This window comes from Paracidovorax anthurii (genome assembly GCF_003269065.1).
GTDB classification, from domain to species: domain Bacteria; phylum Pseudomonadota; class Gammaproteobacteria; order Burkholderiales; family Burkholderiaceae_C; genus Paracidovorax; species Paracidovorax anthurii.
In genome coordinates, this window is the sequence record NZ_QLTA01000045.1 from 1 (window position 1) to 16,262 (window position 16,262).

Annotated in this window: 17 protein-coding genes; 7 read left to right on the top strand and 10 right to left on the bottom strand. The window is 68.2% G+C overall.

Annotation, left to right across the window (positions count from 1 at the left end; all coding sequences use genetic code 11):
- The 3 genes from AX018_RS26035 to AX018_RS18530 all read right to left on the bottom strand — a co-directional run.
- A partial coding sequence (locus tag AX018_RS26035) for a transposase domain-containing protein (RefSeq protein WP_211322482.1) occupies positions 1–268 on the bottom strand: 268 nt, incomplete at its 3' end.
- Positions 269–484: 216 nt separating this feature from the next.
- On the bottom strand, positions 485–1,504 hold the full coding sequence (locus AX018_RS18525) for a tripartite tricarboxylate transporter substrate binding protein (RefSeq protein ID WP_111880316.1): 1,020 nt from the start codon (positions 1,502–1,504) through the stop codon (positions 485–487).
- A gap of 79 nt (positions 1,505–1,583) precedes the next feature.
- On the bottom strand, positions 1,584–3,047 hold the full coding sequence (locus tag AX018_RS18530) for a M20 family metallopeptidase (protein ID WP_111880326.1): 1,464 nt from the start codon (positions 3,045–3,047) through the stop codon (positions 1,584–1,586).
- A 172-nt stretch (positions 3,048–3,219) separates the two neighbouring features.
- Here AX018_RS18530 and AX018_RS18535 point away from each other — a divergent pair, with 172 nt between their 5' ends.
- Entirely contained in the window at positions 3,220–4,140 is a 921-nt protein-coding gene (locus AX018_RS18535; protein WP_111880328.1) for a LysR family transcriptional regulator, read from the top strand.
- 24 nt (positions 4,141–4,164) lie between these two features.
- On the opposite strand, the gene AX018_RS18540 is transcribed toward AX018_RS18535, so the two are convergent.
- Positions 4,165–5,421, bottom strand: a complete 1,257-nt coding sequence (locus AX018_RS18540) for a GNAT family N-acetyltransferase (RefSeq protein ID WP_111880331.1) — start codon at positions 5,419–5,421, stop codon at positions 4,165–4,167.
- Between the two features lie 316 nt (positions 5,422–5,737).
- Here AX018_RS18540 and AX018_RS18545 point away from each other — a divergent pair, with 316 nt between their 5' ends.
- A complete protein-coding gene (locus AX018_RS18545) occupies positions 5,738–7,390 on the top strand; it encodes an NAD+ synthase (RefSeq protein ID WP_111880334.1) in 1,653 nt (550 codons plus the stop codon).
- A 97-nt stretch (positions 7,391–7,487) separates the two neighbouring features.
- Positions 7,488–7,826, top strand: a complete 339-nt coding sequence (locus AX018_RS18550) for a P-II family nitrogen regulator (RefSeq protein ID WP_111880336.1) — start codon at positions 7,488–7,490, stop codon at positions 7,824–7,826.
- Between the two features lie 10 nt (positions 7,827–7,836).
- Here AX018_RS18550 and AX018_RS18555 read toward each other — a convergent pair whose 3' ends face one another.
- From AX018_RS18555 to AX018_RS18580, 6 genes are all read right to left on the bottom strand, one after another.
- On the bottom strand, positions 7,837–8,433 hold the full coding sequence (locus AX018_RS18555) for an LOG family protein (protein ID WP_111880339.1): 597 nt from the start codon (positions 8,431–8,433) through the stop codon (positions 7,837–7,839).
- Positions 8,433–8,822: a diacylglycerol kinase gene (locus AX018_RS18560; protein WP_111880341.1), complete on the bottom strand. Its 390-nt coding sequence runs from the start codon at positions 8,820–8,822 to the stop codon at positions 8,433–8,435. The genes AX018_RS18555 and AX018_RS18560 overlap by 1 nt, the downstream gene beginning before the upstream one ends.
- Positions 8,823–8,896: 74 nt before the next feature.
- Positions 8,897–9,430: an RDD family protein gene (locus tag AX018_RS18565; protein WP_111880344.1), complete on the bottom strand. Its 534-nt coding sequence runs from the start codon at positions 9,428–9,430 to the stop codon at positions 8,897–8,899.
- A gap of 7 nt (positions 9,431–9,437) precedes the next feature.
- Complete coding sequence (locus AX018_RS18570; RefSeq protein WP_111880346.1) at positions 9,438–10,292, bottom strand: DUF3106 domain-containing protein; 855 nt, start codon at positions 10,290–10,292, stop codon at positions 9,438–9,440.
- 14 nt (positions 10,293–10,306) lie between these two features.
- The gene (locus tag AX018_RS18575) at positions 10,307–10,768 is read right to left on the bottom strand and encodes a DUF3619 family protein (RefSeq protein WP_111880349.1); all 462 of its coding nucleotides are present in this window, start codon (positions 10,766–10,768) and stop codon (positions 10,307–10,309) included.
- Complete coding sequence (locus tag AX018_RS18580; protein ID WP_111880351.1) at positions 10,765–11,334, bottom strand: RNA polymerase sigma factor; 570 nt, start codon at positions 11,332–11,334, stop codon at positions 10,765–10,767. Before AX018_RS18580 ends, AX018_RS18575 begins: the two co-directional genes overlap by 4 nt.
- 286 nt (positions 11,335–11,620) lie before the next feature.
- Between AX018_RS18580 and AX018_RS18585 the strand changes: the two genes are divergently transcribed.
- The 4 genes from AX018_RS18585 (at position 11,621) to pssA (ending at position 16,163) form a co-directional block, all read left to right on the top strand.
- The gene (locus AX018_RS18585) at positions 11,621–13,426 is read left to right on the top strand and encodes an acetolactate synthase 3 catalytic subunit (protein ID WP_111880354.1); all 1,806 of its coding nucleotides are present in this window, start codon (positions 11,621–11,623) and stop codon (positions 13,424–13,426) included.
- Between the two features lie 137 nt (positions 13,427–13,563).
- Positions 13,564–14,055, top strand: a complete 492-nt coding sequence (gene ilvN / locus AX018_RS18590; protein WP_111880356.1) for an acetolactate synthase small subunit — start codon at positions 13,564–13,566, stop codon at positions 14,053–14,055.
- 8 nt (positions 14,056–14,063) lie between these two features.
- Positions 14,064–15,140, top strand: coding sequence for a ketol-acid reductoisomerase (ilvC, locus tag AX018_RS18595; RefSeq protein WP_281269566.1), 1,077 nt, complete (start codon positions 14,064–14,066; stop codon positions 15,138–15,140).
- A gap of 189 nt (positions 15,141–15,329) precedes the next feature.
- The gene (pssA, locus tag AX018_RS18600) at positions 15,330–16,163 is read left to right on the top strand and encodes a CDP-diacylglycerol--serine O-phosphatidyltransferase (RefSeq protein WP_111880403.1); all 834 of its coding nucleotides are present in this window, start codon (positions 15,330–15,332) and stop codon (positions 16,161–16,163) included.
- Positions 16,164–16,262: the final 99 nt, after the last annotated feature.

Here is a 16,262-nt window from a genome sequence, read left to right on the forward strand (position 1 = left end):
CACTGGGTACGGGCAGATCGTTGTCGCCCAGACTCAAGGACAGCTGCTGCACCACCTGCCACATCGGCAGTTGCCGATATAGCGACAAACCGATGACCAGCCAGATGGCGTGCTCGGCTGGAAGCTTGCGCCTGCGGATGCTGGCCTTGCCGCTGGCGGCAAGGGCTTGGGTGATCCACTCGTTGTCGATCAACTGCGCCAACTCCCCCAGGCTATCGTTGGGGGCTTGTTGCAGGGTTTGGGCCAGGGTGTTTTCGAGCAGGCGCAAAGCAAAAAGGGAACGTGTTGCACACGTTCCCTTTTTAGCTCCCATCAGACTTCCAAGGGCTTATCTGACTGGCATTAGCCCCTCGGGGCCCGTTTTCTTTTGCTATTCATTTGGTAGCAAGAAACGTAGCAAAGACGGCGACATGGAGCATGCGGGAGCCGGAATCCGCGCCGCACACCCCCCGCAGCCTCAGAAGGGCCCTCCCGCGGACCGGAGTCACTCCACCACGATGCCGGCGCGGTGCGCCAGCGCGCGGTAGCGGCCGATCTCCGCGTCCATCTGCTGGCGGAAGGCCGTGGCGCCGATGGCGACCGGCTCCAGGCCCTGCGCGCGCAGCTGCGCCTGCAGGCCCGGATCGGCCATGGCCGCGTTCACCTCGCGCGCGAGCCGCCCGAGGATGGGCAGGGGCGTGCGGGCCGGTGCCGCGAAGCCGTACCACGCGTCGAAGGTGGCGTCGGGCCACTGCAGCTCGGCCATGGTGGGCACGTCGGGCAGCAGGCTGGAGCGCACCGCGCCGATGATGGCCAGGGCGCGCAGCTTGCCCGATTTGACGTGCGGCGCCACGGCGGCCACGGTGTCGATGCCCAGCTCGATCTCCCCGCCGATCACGGCCACCGTGCTCTGGCTGCTGCCCTTGTAGGGCACGTCCTGGAGCTTCACGTCCGTGGCCAGCGCGAGCAGCTCGCCCGCGAGGTGCGGGCCCGAGCCGGGGCCGAAGGTGGCATAGCGGACGCCCCGGGGCCGAGCCCGGGCGGCGGCCACCACGTCGGCCACCGAGCGCCAGGGCAGCTCCGAGCGCACCACCAGCACGAGCGGCGTGCGCGCCACGATCACGATGGGCGCGAGGTCGCGCACCGGGTCGTAGGGCATGCGGGTGCGCAGTGCCGGGTTCACGGTGTAGCTGGTCGAGCCCGACAGCAGCAGCGTGTAGCCGTCGGGCGCGGCCTTGGCCACGGCATCGGTGCCGATGATGGTGGAGGCGCCCGGCCGGTTGTCCACCACCACGGCCTGCTTCAGCCGGTCCGCCAGGCGCTGCCCGAGCGCCCGTGCCACCAGGTCGGTGCCGCCGCCCGGCGGGAACGGAACGACCAGCTTGATGGGCTTGCCCCCCGGCCAGGCCTCCTCGGCGCGCGCCGCGGCGGGCAGCAGCGCGGCGGCGGCCGTGGCCAGCAGGCCCCGGGAGAACGCGCGGCGGGGCAGGCGGGAGGACGGGGCGAGGGGAGGGTGGTGCTTCATGGTGGACAGGGCCTGGGGTTCGAGGGGGATCGGTGGAAGGGTGAAAGGGGGAGGGCGTGAGCCGCGCGCGGGCGGCGCGTCAGGCACCGGCCGGCGACGTCTGTGGCTGTGGCTGTGGCTGCGGGTCGGTCCGGGCCGCCTTGCGGAACCAGGGGGCGGCCGCCTCCCCGGTGGTCTCGCCCAGGTCCCAGTACAGCCCCGCCATGATGCCCAGGCCCTCGCGCACCACGGGCGCGAGCAGGTGCTCGTTCGGGGCATGCTGCGCGCAGGCGGGGTAGGAGTGCGGCACCCACAGCGTGGGCAGGTCCAGCAGGTCGGCGAACACGTCGTTGGGCAGGGAGCCCGCGAGGTTGGGCAGCACGTCGGGCGGCTGGCCGGCGCTGCGCCCGATCGAGCCCCGCGCCCAGTCCACCCAGGGGTGGTCGGGGTCGAGCCGCGTCGCCCCGCCCGCGAGGGTGATGGCCACCTCCACGTCGGCGAAGCCGTGCGCGTCCAGGTGCCGGCGCACGATGGATTCGAGCGCCTGCCACGGCGTGCCCACCACGAAGCGCAGCTGGCAGTGCACCACGGCCTCGCCCGGGATGGCGTTCACCGGGCGCTGGGGCTGCCCGGCCCCCATCGCCAGCACTTCCAGCGTGTTCCAGGCCATGAGCCGCTCGGCGGGGGAGAGCCCGGGCTCGCCCCAGCCCTCGGAGAGCGCCGGGTCGCCCTCGCCGCCGCCGATCGCGATGGAGGCCAGCGCCCGGCGCACGGCGGCGGGGACCGGCGGCGGGCGCAGCCCCGGCAGCGTGATGCGCCCGCGTGCGTCCACCATCGTGGCCACGGCATGGCACAGCCGCGTGGCCGGGTTGGCCAGCACGCCGCCCCAGTTGCCCGAGTGGTAGGCGCGCGGCCTCTCGCGCAGGCGCAGCGTGAAGTTGACCGCCCCGCGCGATCCCAGGAAGAGGGTGGGGCGCGCCGCGCTCACGCGCGGGCCGTCGCTCGCCAGGAAGAGCTGCGCGCGCAGGGCCTCGCGGTGCGCGGCGCACACGGCGTGCAGGCCGGGGGACGCGGCCTCCTCGCCCATCTCGATGAGCCAGGTCATGTTGTAGCCGAGCCGGCCCCCGCGCGCCTGCAGCACCGCCGCGAGCGCCCCCAGGGCGATGGTGTGCTGCCCCTTGTTGTCGGCCGTGCCCCGGCCGTAGAGCCGGTCGCCCCGGGCCGTGAGCGACCAAGGGCCCAGGCCCTCGTCCCAGAGCGCGTCCTGGCCGCTGGTCACGTCGCCGTGGCCATAGGCGAGCACCGTGGGCAGCGACGGGTCTTCCACCCGCCGGGCGATGAGGAACGGGCCGGCCCCGGGCTGCGGGTTGGGTACCACCGTGCCCTCGAAGCCGAGGGCGGCCAGGCGCGGCATGAGTTCGCCCTGCAGGTAGGCGGCGAGCGCGGGCGGCGCGCTGCCGGTGTCGCTTTCGGTGCGCAGCGCCACGCGGCGGCGCAGGTCGTCGAGGAAGCGGCCGTCGTCGAAATAGGCGTGGGCCAGGGCGATGGCATCGTGGCGGTGCATGCGGTAATCCTTTCACGGTATGCCATGCAAGTGGAAGGCCAGAAACCCGTTGCCGGAAGTGCTGTTTTGGCACCTGGGTATTGCCTTTGGCGCAATGCTGGCCGAGGATCGCGGTCGCGCCGCGGCCTGCTTGCGGCGCCCATCCCTTCCCCATCGCCCACCTCGGCTCTCCATGGCATCGCTTTCCCTGCACAGCACGCCCGTGCGCTACTTCCTGGAAGTGGCGCAGGCGGGTTCGGTCAACCAGGCGGCCTCCCGGCTCTTCGTCGCCCCGTCCGCCGTGAGCCGCCAGATCGCCAAGCTGGAGGACGGCCTGGGCGCCGCGCTCTTCGAGCGGCAGGCGCGGGGCATGGTGCTCACGGCGGCGGGGCAGCGGCTCGCGGCCCACCTGCGGCACGCGGTGGCGGATGCCGGGCAGATGCTCGACCAGGTGCGCCAGCTCGGGCAGGAGTCGTCGGCGCGCGTGCGCCTGTGCTGCACCGAAGGCTTCGCCACCGATTTCATGCCGGCGTTCATGCAGGACTTCTGGCGCGCGCAGCCCGGCAGCCGCGTCGAGCTGCTGGTCGGCGCGCCCGACGCGGTCAGCCAGTGGCTGCTGCGGGGCGAGGCGGACATCGGCCTGAAGTACGCGGTCGCGCCCGAGCCCGGCCTGCGCGTGGAGCACTCCGCCCGCGCGCCGGTGCTGGCCGTGATGGCGCCGGACCATCCGCTGGCCGCCTCCGAGCGCGTGGCCCTGGCGGACGTGGTGCGCCATCCGCTGCTGGTGGGCAGCGCGGGCGTGACGGCGCGGCAACTCTTCGACCTGGCCTGCAATGCCCAGGGGCTGCGCTACCACCCGGTGTTCGTGAGCAACTTCTCCTCGGTGATGCTGCCGCTGCTGCGCAGCCCGCAGATCCTGCTGTCGGGCCTGCTCACGGTCGCGCACCGGGTGCGCGAGGGCTCCGCCGTGGCCCGCCCGTTCTCCGAGGCCACCGTGCTGCGCCAGCGCCGCCTGCAGGTGCTGTCGCTGGAGGGCCGCACGCTCTCGCCGCCGCTGCGCGCCTGCGTGGACGCGCTGGCCCGGGCCATCGCCGAGGCCGCGCCGCCGGGGTAGCGCCCCGGTGCTCAACCCGTGGTCTCAGCCCGCGGCGTCGCCGCCCGCCGCCTTGAACGGGCTGTGGGCGCGCAGCGCATCCAGGTAGCCTTCCACGCCTTCGCCCTCGCGCTCCAGGAAGCGGTCCACCGCCTCGGCGAAGCCCGGGTGGGCCAGCCAGTGCGCGCTGGCGGTGGCCACCGGCATCAGCGCGCGCGCCATCTTGTGCTCGCCCTGCGCGCCGCCCTCGAAGCGCCCCACGCCGTGCGCGATGCACCATTGCAGCGGCTGGTAATAGCAGGCCTCGAAATGCAGGCAGTCCACGCGCTCCAGCGCGCCCCAGTAGCGCCCGTAGGCCACCGTTTCGGGGTCGTCGGGCGGGCATGTCGCCGTGTTTTTTGCATGGATTGCTATCAAACTGCTAGCAATCGGCTGGCCGCCGCGCTCCGCGATGAAGAGCAGCCAGGCCTCGGGCATGGCTTGCTCCATGCGGTGGAAGAAGTCGCGCGAGAGGTAGGGCGGGTTGCCGTGCTCCCAATAGGTGCGCTCGTAGCAGCGGTAGAAGAAATCCCAGTCCTGCGGCGCGATGTCCGCGCCGCGCGCCCAGCGGAACGCCACGCCCGCATCGGCCACGCGGCGGCGCTCCTGGCGGATCTTCTTGCGCTTGTCCTGCGACAGCGTGGCCAGGAAATCGTCGAACGAGCCGAAGGGCCGGCCCGTGGCCGGCGCGGCGTTGCGCCAGTGGAACTGCACCGTCTGCCGCAGCATCAGCCCGGCCGCGCGCGCGGCCTCCAGGTCCTCGGGCGCGGCGAAGAGCAGGTGCAGCGACGACAGCCCCGCCTCCGTGCACCACTGCACCAGCGCCCGCACCAGCGCCGCCCGCGCGCCGGCATCCACCGCCAGCAGCCGCGCGCCGGGCACGGGCGTGAACGGCACGGCCACCACCGCCTTGGGGTAGTACGCCACGCCGTGGCGCGCGTAGGCCTGCGCCCAGGCATGGTCGAACACGTACTCGCCATAGGAGTGCGGCTTGGCATACACCGCGCAGGCCGCCACCAGCGCGCCGCCGCGCCACAGGGTGCAGAAGACGGGCGTCCAGCCGGTCTCCGGCACGGCGCTGCCGCTGGCGTCCAGGGCCGACAGGTAGGCATGCCGCATGAAGGGCGTGGGATGGGGCTGGGCGGCCAGCAGGGCGTCCCAGTCGCGGGCGTCCACGTCGCCCGGCGACGGATGCAGCCGCAGCGTGTAGCCGCCGTCCTCGGGCGCCGGGGGGCAGGGAAGGGAGTCGTCGGTGGAGTTCAAGGGGCGCGCGGGTTGGGGGTGGGGCGGGCGCGGGGCCGGCCCGGGGCGGCCGCCATGATCGCGCAAAAGCGGTGCCCCCACGGGCTGCTGCGGATGCCCCGGCGGACGCGGCCGGCCCCGCGCGGCGCGGCCATCCACTGCCCAAAAATGCGGCATTGCAACAATTCTGTAACGCTGACAAGGGCTTGGCGCGCCCCTACAGCGCAAGCCACGGCTTATCCACAGAGTTGTCCAGCGCAGGCGGGGATAAGGCCCTGGCGCCTGGGCATGGGAGGGCGGATGACATAATCGCCCGACTCTCCTCCAGCCCTTTTCCATGCCATTCGCCATCAGCATCGCCCAATTCAACTTCATCGTCGGCGATGTGCAGGGCAATGCCCAAAGAATCGTCTCCGCCGCGCGCGAGGCCCACGCGGCCGGCGCGCGCCTGCTGCTCACCCCCGAACTGGCGCTGTGCGGCTATGCCGCCGAAGACCTTTACCTGCGCCCGGCCTTCCTCGGCGCCTGCGAGCAGGCGCTGGCCGCGGTGGCCCGGGAGACGGCGGGCCTCGACGGCCTCGCCGTGGTGGTCGGCCACCCCTGGCGGCGCACCGTGGACGGGCTGGAGTGCCTCCACAACGCCGCGAGCGTCTTGCGCGGCGGCCGCATCGAGCAGACCTACGCCAAGCAGGAACTGCCCAATTACGAAGTCTTCGACGAGCGCCGCTACTTCACGCCCGGCGACGCCACCTGCGTCTTCGAGGTCGAGGGCGTGCGTGTCGGCCTGCTGATCTGCGAGGACGCCTGGTTCCCCGGGCCCGCCCGGCGCGCGGCCGAGGCGGGCGCGCAGATGCTCGCCACCCTCAATGCCTCGCCCTTCCACCTGGGCAAGGGCGCGGAGCGCGAGCAGATCATGCGCGAGCGCGTGGCCGAAACGGGCCTGCCGCTGGTCTATGCGCACCTCGTGGGCGGGCAGGACGAGGTCGTCTTCGAAGGCCGCTCCTTCGCGCTGGATGCCGGCGGCTTCGTGCGCCTGCGGGCACCCGGTTTCGAGGAAAACCTCGTCCATGTCGCCGTCGATGCTTCGGAGTTTGTTATCAAACTCGAAGCAAGCATCGCCCCTTTCCCCGCGCCGGAGGCCGACCTGTGGAGCGCCCTCGTGCTGGGCGTGCGCGACTACGTGGGCAAGAACCGCTTCCCCGGCGCGCTGCTGGGGCTCTCGGGCGGCATCGATTCGGCGCTGGTGCTGGCCATCGCCGTCGATGCCCTGGGCGCGGACCGGGTGCGTGCGGTGATGATGCCCTCGCCCTACACCGCCGACATCAGCTGGATCGACGCGCGCGACATGGCCGAGCGCCTGGGCGTGCGCTACGACGAGATCCCCATCGCCGCGCCGTTCGAGGCCTTCAAGGCGGCGCTGGCCCCTGAATTCGCCGGCCGCGCGGAAGACACGACCGAGGAGAACCTGCAGGCGCGCATCCGCGGCACCCTGCTCATGGCGCTGTCCAACAAGTTCGGCGCCGTCGTCCTCACCACCGGCAACAAGAGCGAGATGGCCACCGGCTACTGCACCCTCTACGGCGACATGGCCGGCGGCTTCGCCGTCATCAAGGACGTGGCCAAGACGGCGGTGTTCGCCCTGGCGCGCTGGCGCAACGCCCACGACCCGTTCGGCACCGGCGCCAATCCCATTCCCGAGCGCATCATCACGCGCCCGCCCAGCGCCGAGCTGCGCCCCGACCAGAAGGACCAGGACAGCCTGCCGCCCTACGACGTGCTCGACGCCATCGTCGCCCGCTACATGGAGAACGACGAGCCCATCGAGTCCATCGTCGCCGCAGGCTACGACCGCGCCGACGTCGAACGCGTGACGCGGCTCATCCAGATCAACGAATACAAGCGCCGCCAGGCCCCCGTGGGCATCCGCCTCACGCGCCGCAGCTTCGGCAAGGACTGGCGCTACCCCATCACCAACCGCTTCCGGGCCTGAGGGCCCGGCGCGGGCCGACCGCCGGGCCTGCTGCCGTAGCCCCGATGGCTGCGCTGTCTTTCTTCCCCATCGATACCACTTCCGAGGAGTTCCCAGCATGAAAATGATCACCGCCGTCATCAAGCCCTTCAAGCTCGAAGAAGTCCGCGAAGCCCTGGCCGAATGCGGGGTCACGGGCCTGACGGTCACCGAGGTGAAGGGCTTCGGCCGGCAGAAGGGCCACACGGAGCTTTATCGGGGCGCCGAATACGTGGTGGACTTCCTGCCCAAGGTGAAGGTGGAGGTGGTCGTCAAGAGCGATGACGTGGACCGCTGCGTGGACGCCATCGTGGCCGCCGCGCGCACCGGCAAGATCGGCGACGGCAAGATCTTCGTGACCGAGGTGGAGCGCGTCATCCGCATCCGCACCGGCGACCTCGACGACGCGGCGGTCTGACCGTTACGGGTCAGATCACCGCGCGCAGCGCGACGGCACCCTCGCGGGCGGTGCCCGCGGCCTCGACCAGCGCGCGCAGCAGCGCCGCCGCATCGGTATCGACCGACAGCAGGCCCATCTGCCAGTCGCTCATCAGGCCGCCGTCCACGCTCTGCCGCAGGAAGGCCAGCAGGCCGTCGTAGTAGGCATCCACGTTGAGCAGGCCCAGGGGCTTGTCGTGGTAGCCGAGCTGGCGCCACGTCCACACCTCGAACAGCTCCTCGAACGTGCCGATGCCGCCCGGCAGCGCGAGGAAGGCATCGCAGCGCTCGGCCATCATCGCCTTGCGCTCGTGCATCGTGGTCACGATGTGCAGTTCGTCGCAGGCGTGGTTGGCCAGCTCCTTGTCCACCAGGGATTGCGGAATGATGCCCACCACGCGGCCGCCGGCGCGGCGCGCGGCCTCGGCCACGGTGCCCATCAGCCCGCTGCGCCCGCCGCCGTACACGAGCTGGCCGCCATGGCGGCCGATCCACTCGCCCACGGCGTTGGCGGCGTCGGTGAAGGCGGGGTTCGCGCCGTTGCGCGAGCCCAGGTACACACAGATCGAAAAAGCGGGATCAGCCATCAGGAAAGCCTTTGGTACAGCGCCGCGGCCCAGACGCCGCCGCAGAGCAGCAGGCTCAGCAGCACGGCCGCGCTGCCCATGTCCTTGGCGCGTTTCGAAAGATCATGCCACTCCGGGCCGATGCGGTCGATCGCGGCCTCGATGCCGGAATTCAGCAGCTCGGTGATCAGCACCAGCACCACCGCGCCGCTCAGCAGCGCCACCTCCACCCAGCCGCGCCCCACCCACCAGGCCAGGGGCAGCAGCACGCAGGCCAGCGTGGCTTCGAGGCGGAAAGCCTTCTCGGACCAGCCCGCCCGCAGGCCCTGCAGCGAGTGCAGGCCCGCATGCCAGAGCCGGAGCAGGCCGCGGCGGGCCTTGTGGGGGTTGTTGAAAAGCGGTGCGGTCATGTGAGTCGGACTTAAGGGGGCATTGCGGCGGCCCGGCCCGTGGCAAGGCCAGGGCGCGGGTGCGCGCTGAGGGATCAGGCCTGGACCAGCCGGGTGCCGGCCCAGGCGTCGTGCCAGAACTGCCGCTCGGGATGGAAGCGGCTCAGCAAGGCCCAGACGGCCACCCAGCCCAGCGTGATCACGGAGACCTCCCCAGCCGACAGGCCCAGCGGCCCCAGCAGGGCCAGGGGCGGCAGGAACCACATCCAGCTGAGCACGTACCGCAGCAGGGCGCGCCGCTGCGACACCGGGGCGCCGTGGCGGTCCCGCAGGCGGATATGCCAGGTCTTCATGGCCAGGGTCTGCCCCCTGGCCCAGAACCAGGTGAAATAGATGCCGAAGACTACGAACAGGAACCCCATGCGAACGGCCCGGTGGTCCAGGGCGTGCCGGGATTGGCTCAGGGTGTCGAACAGATAGCCCGCGATGAACACCACGCCGAACATCAGAATGCCCTCGTAGAGCCAGCAGGCCATGCGCCGGCGCAGGGAGGGGGCCCTGAGCGCTGCGGCGGGCGTTTCGGGGCGTTCGGTTCCGGGCGCCGGGCCGCGGTGGGTCGTGGTGGGCATCCTGGGATTATTGCGGCGGATGCAGGGGCTCGTTGCTTCGCGCCTCGGGCTGGGCGGGCGCGGGCTGCGGCTCGGTGAGCGGAGGCAGCGGGGTCGGCACGGCCGAGGGAGCCGCCACCGGCAAGGTCTCCACGACCGCGGGGACGGCAGGTGCGGCGGGTTGCGCCGGCACCAGCACGGGCAGGGCCTGCACCGTGTGCGCCGGCGGCGTCGGAATCTTGGGAGCGTTGGCGCGATTGGGCGCCGCCGCGGTGGCCGCGGGCACCCGTGCGAGCTTGCGCGGAGGCACGGGGCGCACCGCCGTCGCCGCGCCCGTGGGCTTGGGGGCGGCGCGCGCCGCCAGCTGCTTCTTCTCTTCCTCGCTCAAGGCGAGGTAGGCCTCCCACTGGGCGCGCTTGTCGTCGACGGCCAGCTTGTTGGTCAGCGCGTAGTTCAGCCGCGCCTGGCTCCGTTGCTGGCCGCTGAGGCTCGCCCACTCGGTGATGCGGGCCCGCAGCTTCTCCTGCTCCTGCGGGGAGAGGGTGGGGAAGGTGGCGGCCAGGGTGATCCAGTGCCGTTTCTGGGCCTCGCTCATCAGCGCCCAGCGCTCCCGAAGGGGATGGAGGGCCTGCTTCTGCGCCGTGGTGAGCTCGTTCCATCCGGGGCCCGTGCCCGCGCCGTCGGGATCGGGCGCGGGCAGGCGCACCTCGGGGCCCCGGGCCGTGTGCTTGCTGGCCAGGGCTTCGGCGGGCAGGGGCGTGCCCGGAGCCATGTCGACCTGCTTCCAGGCCTGCCATCCCCCGAAAGCGAGCGCTCCCAGCAACGCGAAAGCCAGCACGGCGGCTGGCATCGGGTGGGGAGCAGCGAGAGAAGCTGTTGGCATGCAGGCGGTAGGGGTCAGCGGCTTTGTGCCTGGGCGGCGGTCTTGAGGAATTGCAGGAAACCGGGGTCGGCGTAGGCCGACGGGGGGAGATCATCGGTCAGAAGCGCGGCATCGACTTCCGCTACCTCGGTCACCCCTTTTTCATCCTGTGCAACGTTGATGACGACCAGCCCGACCAGTAGCGCGGTCAGGGGAATCGCGGACACCAGCGCCCGCCACCAATTGCCGCCTTCGCCGCCCCATCCCAGGCTGGCGCTGGCCCCACGCCCCAGAATGGGCGTCTCCGTGGCTGCTGCTCGAACCGGAACGGCGACCTTCTTGCGCCGCGCGACCGCCTGGACCCGCGCGGCACGGAGTCGCTCGGTGATGTCATAGGGCATCTCGGCCGCTCCGTCGGACAGCCGGGCCGTGACGCGGCGTGCGAAACGTTCCGCAGCGGCTTCCTGGACTGACAGGGATTGGGGTGTGGCGTTCATAGTTCGATTCCTTTGGCCTTCAGTGCTTTGCTGAGGGACTGGATGGCGCGAAAACAGTGCGTCTTGACACTGCCTTCAGAGCAGCCCATGGCCGCGGCAGTTTCCGCAACATCCATTTCCTCCCAGTAACGCATCAAAAACGCCTCCCGTTGACGGGCCGGCAACTCCTGGATTTCCGCCTCGATATCCCGGAAAACCTGCGCCCGGCGGGCCAGATCTTCGGCGCTCTGGACAGTTTGATGGCCTTCCGGGCCCGAATAGGCTTCCAGCAGATCGAAATCGTCGCCATCTTCGCCAGGGCCCTCGAAGTCGCTCATGTTGGAAAAAAGCGCATTGCGGGTCTTCTGCCGGCGAAACCAGTCCAGCGTGCAATTCGACAGAATGCGCTGGAACAGCATCGGCAGTTCGGCGGGAGGCTTGTCCCCATAGTGCTCGGCCAGCTTCAGCATGCTGTCCTGCACGATGTCCAAGGCGGCTTCCTCGTTGCGCACGTGGTAGAGCGAGCGCTTGAATGCACGCTTTTCCACGCTTTTGAGAAAGTCGGACAGTTCTTGTTCGGTCGCCAAGAGAAGTAGGGGCCTGCCAGGGGCGAAAAGGATCCGCGTGCGGTGCACGGGGACAGCGATGAGTGGCCACATTATCGCATTCGATCGATGTTTTTTCGGCGCCGGTGGCTGGCGTCCGGGCCGCAATGCCATAATCCGCCCTGCAATTCAAAAGGCAAACGGGTCCCGGTCCGGCGCAGCCATCATCTCGCCCATGTCCGAGGCCTCAAGTTCCGAGCCGGCTTCACAAGAGCCGCGGCAAGGAGCACCCAAGGTTTTTCGTTAGAGAAAATCGCAAAGGTTGATCATGGAAATCTCCAAGGCCGAACTTTCCTCGGCATCCGCAGCCGCGCCGAGTGGCGCCGCACCAAATCCCCCGTCTTCCGCGATGCCCCAGGATCTGATGGGCTCCGAAATCCTCATCAAGGCGCTTCAGGCCGAGGATGTGCAGTACATCTGGGGTTACCCGGGCGGAGCGGTTCTGTACATCTACGACGCGCTCTACAAGCAGGACACCATCCAGCACGTGCTGGTACGGCACGAGCAGGCGGCCGTGCATGCGGCCGATGGCTATGCCCGGGCAACGGGCGATGTCGGTGTGGCACTGGTCACTTCCGGCCCGGGGCTCACGAACGCGGTGACAGGTATTGCGACGGCCTACATGGATTCCATCCCGATGGTCATCATCTCCGGGCAGGTGCCCACGCCCGCGATCGGGCTGGATGCTTTCCAGGAGTGCGACACCGTCGGCATCACGCGTCCCATCGTCAAGCACAACTTCCTGGTGAAGGATCCCCGTGATCTCGCCGCGACGATGAAGAAGGCGTTCCATATCGCCCGCACCGGCCGTCCGGGGCCGGTCGTGGTGGATATCCCCAAGGACGTGTCCTTCAAGAAGGTGCCGTACCACGGCTATCCGCAGAGCGTCGAGATGCGCTCGTACAACCCCGTCCGCAAGGGCCACGGAGGCCAGATCCGCAAGGCGCTCCAGTTGCTGCTGACGGCCAAGCGGCCTTATATCTACACCGGCGGTGGCGTGCTGCTGGGCAATGCCACGCAGGAGTTGCGGACCCTGGTGGATACGCTCGGGTACCCGGTCACCAATACGCTGATGGGGCTGGGTGCCTATCCTGCGAGTTCGCCCAAGTTCCTCGGCATGCTGGGCATGCATGGCACGATCGAGGCCAACAATGCGATGCAGAACTGCGACGTCCTGCTGGCCGTCGGGGCGCGCTTCGACGATCGCGTGATCGGCAACCCCAAGCACTTCGCGCAGAACGACCGCAAGATCATCCATATCGATATCGACCCCTCCAGCATCTCCAAGCGCGTGAAGGTTGACGTGCCGATCGTGGGGGATGTGAAGGACGTGCTGACCGAGCTGATCTCCATGGTTCGCGAGTCCACGACCCGCCCTGATGCGGCAGCGCTCGCGGCCTGGTGGGACACGATCGAAGGCTGGCGCCGTCGCGACTGCCTGAAGTACGACCGTGGCAACCAGGAAGTCATCAAGCCGCAGTACGTGGTCGAGACCCTGTGGAACATGACCAGGGATGCGGATACCTACATCACCTCCGACGTGGGTCAGCACCAGATGTGGGCGGCGCAGTATTACCGTTTCGACGAGCCGCGTCGCTGGATCAATTCGGGTGGGCTGGGCACCATGGGTGTGGGCATTCCCTATGCCATGGGCATCAAGCTCGCGAAGCCCCAGAGCGAGGTTTTCTGCATCACGGGCGAAGGCTCCGTGCAGATGAACATCCAGGAGCTTTCCACCTGCCTGCAGTACAACACTCCCATCAAGATCTGCTCGCTCAACAACCGTTACCTGGGCATGGTGCGGCAGTGGCAGGAAATCGAGTATTCGGGCCGCTACAGCCACAGCTACATGGATGCCCTGCCCAATTTCGTGAAGCTCGCGGAAGCGTATGGCCACGTGGGCATGCTCATCGAGCGTCCCCAGGACGTGGAGCCGGCCCTGCGCGAGGCCCGCAGGCTCAAGGACCGCACGGTCTTCCTCGATTTCCGCACGGATCCCACCGAGAACGTTTTCCCGATGGTGCAGGCCGGCAAGGGAATCACCGAAATGCTGCTGGGCTCGGAGGATCTCTGAGGCCGCCTGTCTGCTAATTCAGGCGTCGCCTGAATGCGTTGCCATCTTCAGAGTGGCAATCTGCTGACGAATCTATTGCTTGCCAAGCCTGGCGCTTACCGGCGTCAGGGGAGGGCAGCGAAAAGAGGAATCTTTCCATGAAACACATCATTGCCGTCCTGCTCGAAAACGAGCCTGGCGCCCTGTCCCGCGTGGTGGGGCTGTTTTCGGCGCGAGGCTACAACATCGAATCGCTGACCGTTGCTCCCACCGAGGATGCATCGCTGTCGCGAATGACCATCCAGACCACGGGTTCCGACGACGTGATCGAGCAGATCACCAAACACCTGAACCGTCTCATCGAAGTGGTGAAGGTGGTCGATCTCACGGAAGGCGCCTACACCGAGCGGGAGCTCATGATGGTCAAGGTGCGCGCCGTGGGCAAGGAGCGCGAGGAGATGAAGCGGATGGCCGATATCTTCCGGGGCCGCATCATCGACGTCACAGAGAAAAGCTACACGATCGAGCTGACTGGCGATCAGTCCAAGAACGACGCTTTCCTGCAAGCCATCGACCGCACGGCCATCCTGGAAACCGTGCGGACCGGCGCCTGCGGCATCGGCCGTGGCGAGCGCATCCTGCGTGTCTGAAGGTTTTTATCTCCCGACGCGCGCATTCACCATTACGACAAACCCACCGGATTCAACCTGGAGCCAAAATGAAAGTTTTCTACGACAAAGACTGTGATCTGAGCCTCATCAAGGGCAAGACCGTGGCCATCATCGGCTATGGCAGCCAAGGCCACGCGCATGCACAGAACCTTAACGACAGCGGCGTGAAGGTCGTTGTGGGCCTGCGCAAGGGTGGCGCTTCCTGGGACAAGGTCGGCAAGGCCGGCCTGACGGTCCTGGAGGTCAATGACGCGGTGAAGGCCGCGGATGTCGTGATGATCCTGTTGCCCGACGAGCAGATCGCCGAGGTCTACAAGAACAACATCGAGCCCAACATCAAGCAGGGCGCATCTCTCGCCTTCGCGCACGGCTTCAACGTGCATTACAACCAGGTGGTGCCCCGCGCCGATCTGGATGTGTGGATGGTGGCGCCCAAGGCCCCTGGCCACACCGTGCGCTCCACGTACTCGCAAGGCGGCGGCGTGCCCCACCTCGTGGCGGTGCACCAGGACAAGTCCGGCAAGGCCCGTGATCTGGCACTGTCCTATGCCATGGCCAATGGCGGCGGCAAGGCCGGCATCATCGAAACCAACTTCAAGGAAGAAACCGAAACCGATCTGTTCGGCGAGCAGGCCGTGCTGTGCGGTGGTGCCGTCGAGCTGATCAAGATGGGTTTCGAGACGCTCGTCGAGGCCGGCTATGCACCGGAGATGGCGTATTTCGAGTGCCTGCACGAGCTCAAGCTCATCGTGGACCTGATCTACGAAGGCGGCATCGCCAACATGAACTACTCGATCTCGAACAACGCCGAGTTCGGCGAATACGTGACGGGGCCCGAAGTCATCAACGAGCAGTCGCGCGCCGCCATGCGCAATGCGCTCAAGCGCATCCAGAATGGTGACTACGCGAAGATGTTCATTCAGGAAGGCCGCCTGAACTATCCGAGCATGACGGCCCGCCGCCGCAACACCGCGGATCACAAGATCGAAGTGGTCGGCGCACAATTGCGTGCCATGATGCCTTGGATCGCCAAGAACAAGCTGGTCGATCAGAGCCGCAACTGATGCGCAGCCGCCCATGAATGGGCGGTGCCCGACTCAGGAAAGGCCACCCGTCAGGGTGGCCTTCTTCTTTGGCGGCGGTCGCTGCCCGGTCGGCTCTACACTGCGCGCTTTCGTCCGCGGACGGCGGATGGGGTACTATGAATTTAATAGCTGAATGCGGCAATGCATTGGGCTCTGGAGATCTATCTGATGCATGACGGCAAAGACATCACCGGCAACCCGGGCGTGGTGGTGCGCAAGCGCCGCAAGGGCATCTACATCCTTCCCAATCTGTTCACCCTGGCGGCGCTGTTCGGTGGCTTCTATGCCATCGTGATGGCCATGAACGGCCGTTTCGACCTCGCGGCCGTCGGGGTGTTCTGTGCGATGGTGCTCGACAGCCTCGATGGCCGGGTGGCCCGGATGACCAATACGCAAAGTGCGTTCGGGGAGCAGATGGACTCGCTGTCCGACATGGTGTCCTTCGGTGCGGCTCCGGCATTGATCGCATACGAATGGGCGCTCAATGGCCTGGGGCGCTGGGGATGGATCGCCGCGTTCGTCTATTGCGCCTGCGCTGCACTGCGACTCGCGCGCTTCAACGTCAACACGGGCGTGGTGGACAAGCGGTATTTCCAGGGGCTTCCGTCGCCCGCCGCGGCGGCGCTCGTGGCGGGCTTCATCTGGCTGCTGACGGAGCTCGGAATTCAGCGTGGAGTGGACGGCTGGCTGACGTGGCGCCAGCTCAGCTGGACGATGTTCGCATTCACCCTGTATGCCGGCCTGACGATGGTGACGAACGTGCCTTTCTACAGCTTCAAGGACATCCAGATGAAGAAAAGCGTACCGTTCGCGACCATCGTCCTGATTGCCCTGGGGATCGCTGTCATCAACATCCATCCGCCAACGGTCCTCTTCAGCATCTTCGTGCTCTATGGACTCAGCGGCTATGCCGTATATGCGTGGCGCAAGGCGAAGGGGCAGCACAGCAGCGTCATCAGCACATCCACGGACGAGCCTGACGAGCGCGGCCTGCACCAATGAGGCTTGGCCAAGGCGGTTCATCGTGCTTTCACCGCAGGCCTTTTTCTTGCGCCTGAGTTTCCCGTCATTGCAAGCGACACCCCACACCCAGACAACACA

What these genes read in the sequence shown, in the direction of transcription:
- AX018_RS18525 (WP_111880316.1), bottom strand. Translation starts at nt 1,504, where the DNA reads ATGAAGCACCACCCTCCCCTCGCCCCGTCCTCCCGCCTGCCCCGCCGC.
- AX018_RS18530 (WP_111880326.1), bottom strand. Translation starts at nt 3,047, where the DNA reads ATGCACCGCCACGATGCCATCGCCCTGGCCCACGCCTATTTCGACGAC.
- AX018_RS18535 (WP_111880328.1), top strand. Translation starts at nt 3,220, where the DNA reads ATGGCATCGCTTTCCCTGCACAGCACGCCCGTGCGCTACTTCCTGGAA.
- AX018_RS18545 (WP_111880334.1), top strand. Translation starts at nt 5,738, where the DNA reads ATGCCATTCGCCATCAGCATCGCCCAATTCAACTTCATCGTCGGCGAT.
- AX018_RS18550 (WP_111880336.1), top strand. Translation starts at nt 7,488, where the DNA reads ATGAAAATGATCACCGCCGTCATCAAGCCCTTCAAGCTCGAAGAAGTC.
- AX018_RS18555 (WP_111880339.1), bottom strand. Translation starts at nt 8,433, where the DNA reads ATGGCTGATCCCGCTTTTTCGATCTGTGTGTACCTGGGCTCGCGCAAC.
- AX018_RS18560 (WP_111880341.1), bottom strand. Translation starts at nt 8,822, where the DNA reads ATGACCGCACCGCTTTTCAACAACCCCCACAAGGCCCGCCGCGGCCTG.
- AX018_RS18565 (WP_111880344.1), bottom strand. Translation starts at nt 9,430, where the DNA reads ATGCCCACCACGACCCACCGCGGCCCGGCGCCCGGAACCGAACGCCCC.
- AX018_RS18570 (WP_111880346.1), bottom strand. Translation starts at nt 10,292, where the DNA reads ATGCCAACAGCTTCTCTCGCTGCTCCCCACCCGATGCCAGCCGCCGTG.
- AX018_RS18575 (WP_111880349.1), bottom strand. Translation starts at nt 10,768, where the DNA reads ATGAACGCCACACCCCAATCCCTGTCAGTCCAGGAAGCCGCTGCGGAA.
- AX018_RS18585 (WP_111880354.1), top strand. Translation starts at nt 11,621, where the DNA reads ATGGAAATCTCCAAGGCCGAACTTTCCTCGGCATCCGCAGCCGCGCCG.
- ilvN (WP_111880356.1), top strand. Translation starts at nt 13,564, where the DNA reads ATGAAACACATCATTGCCGTCCTGCTCGAAAACGAGCCTGGCGCCCTG.
- pssA (WP_111880403.1), top strand. Translation starts at nt 15,330, where the DNA reads ATGCATGACGGCAAAGACATCACCGGCAACCCGGGCGTGGTGGTGCGC.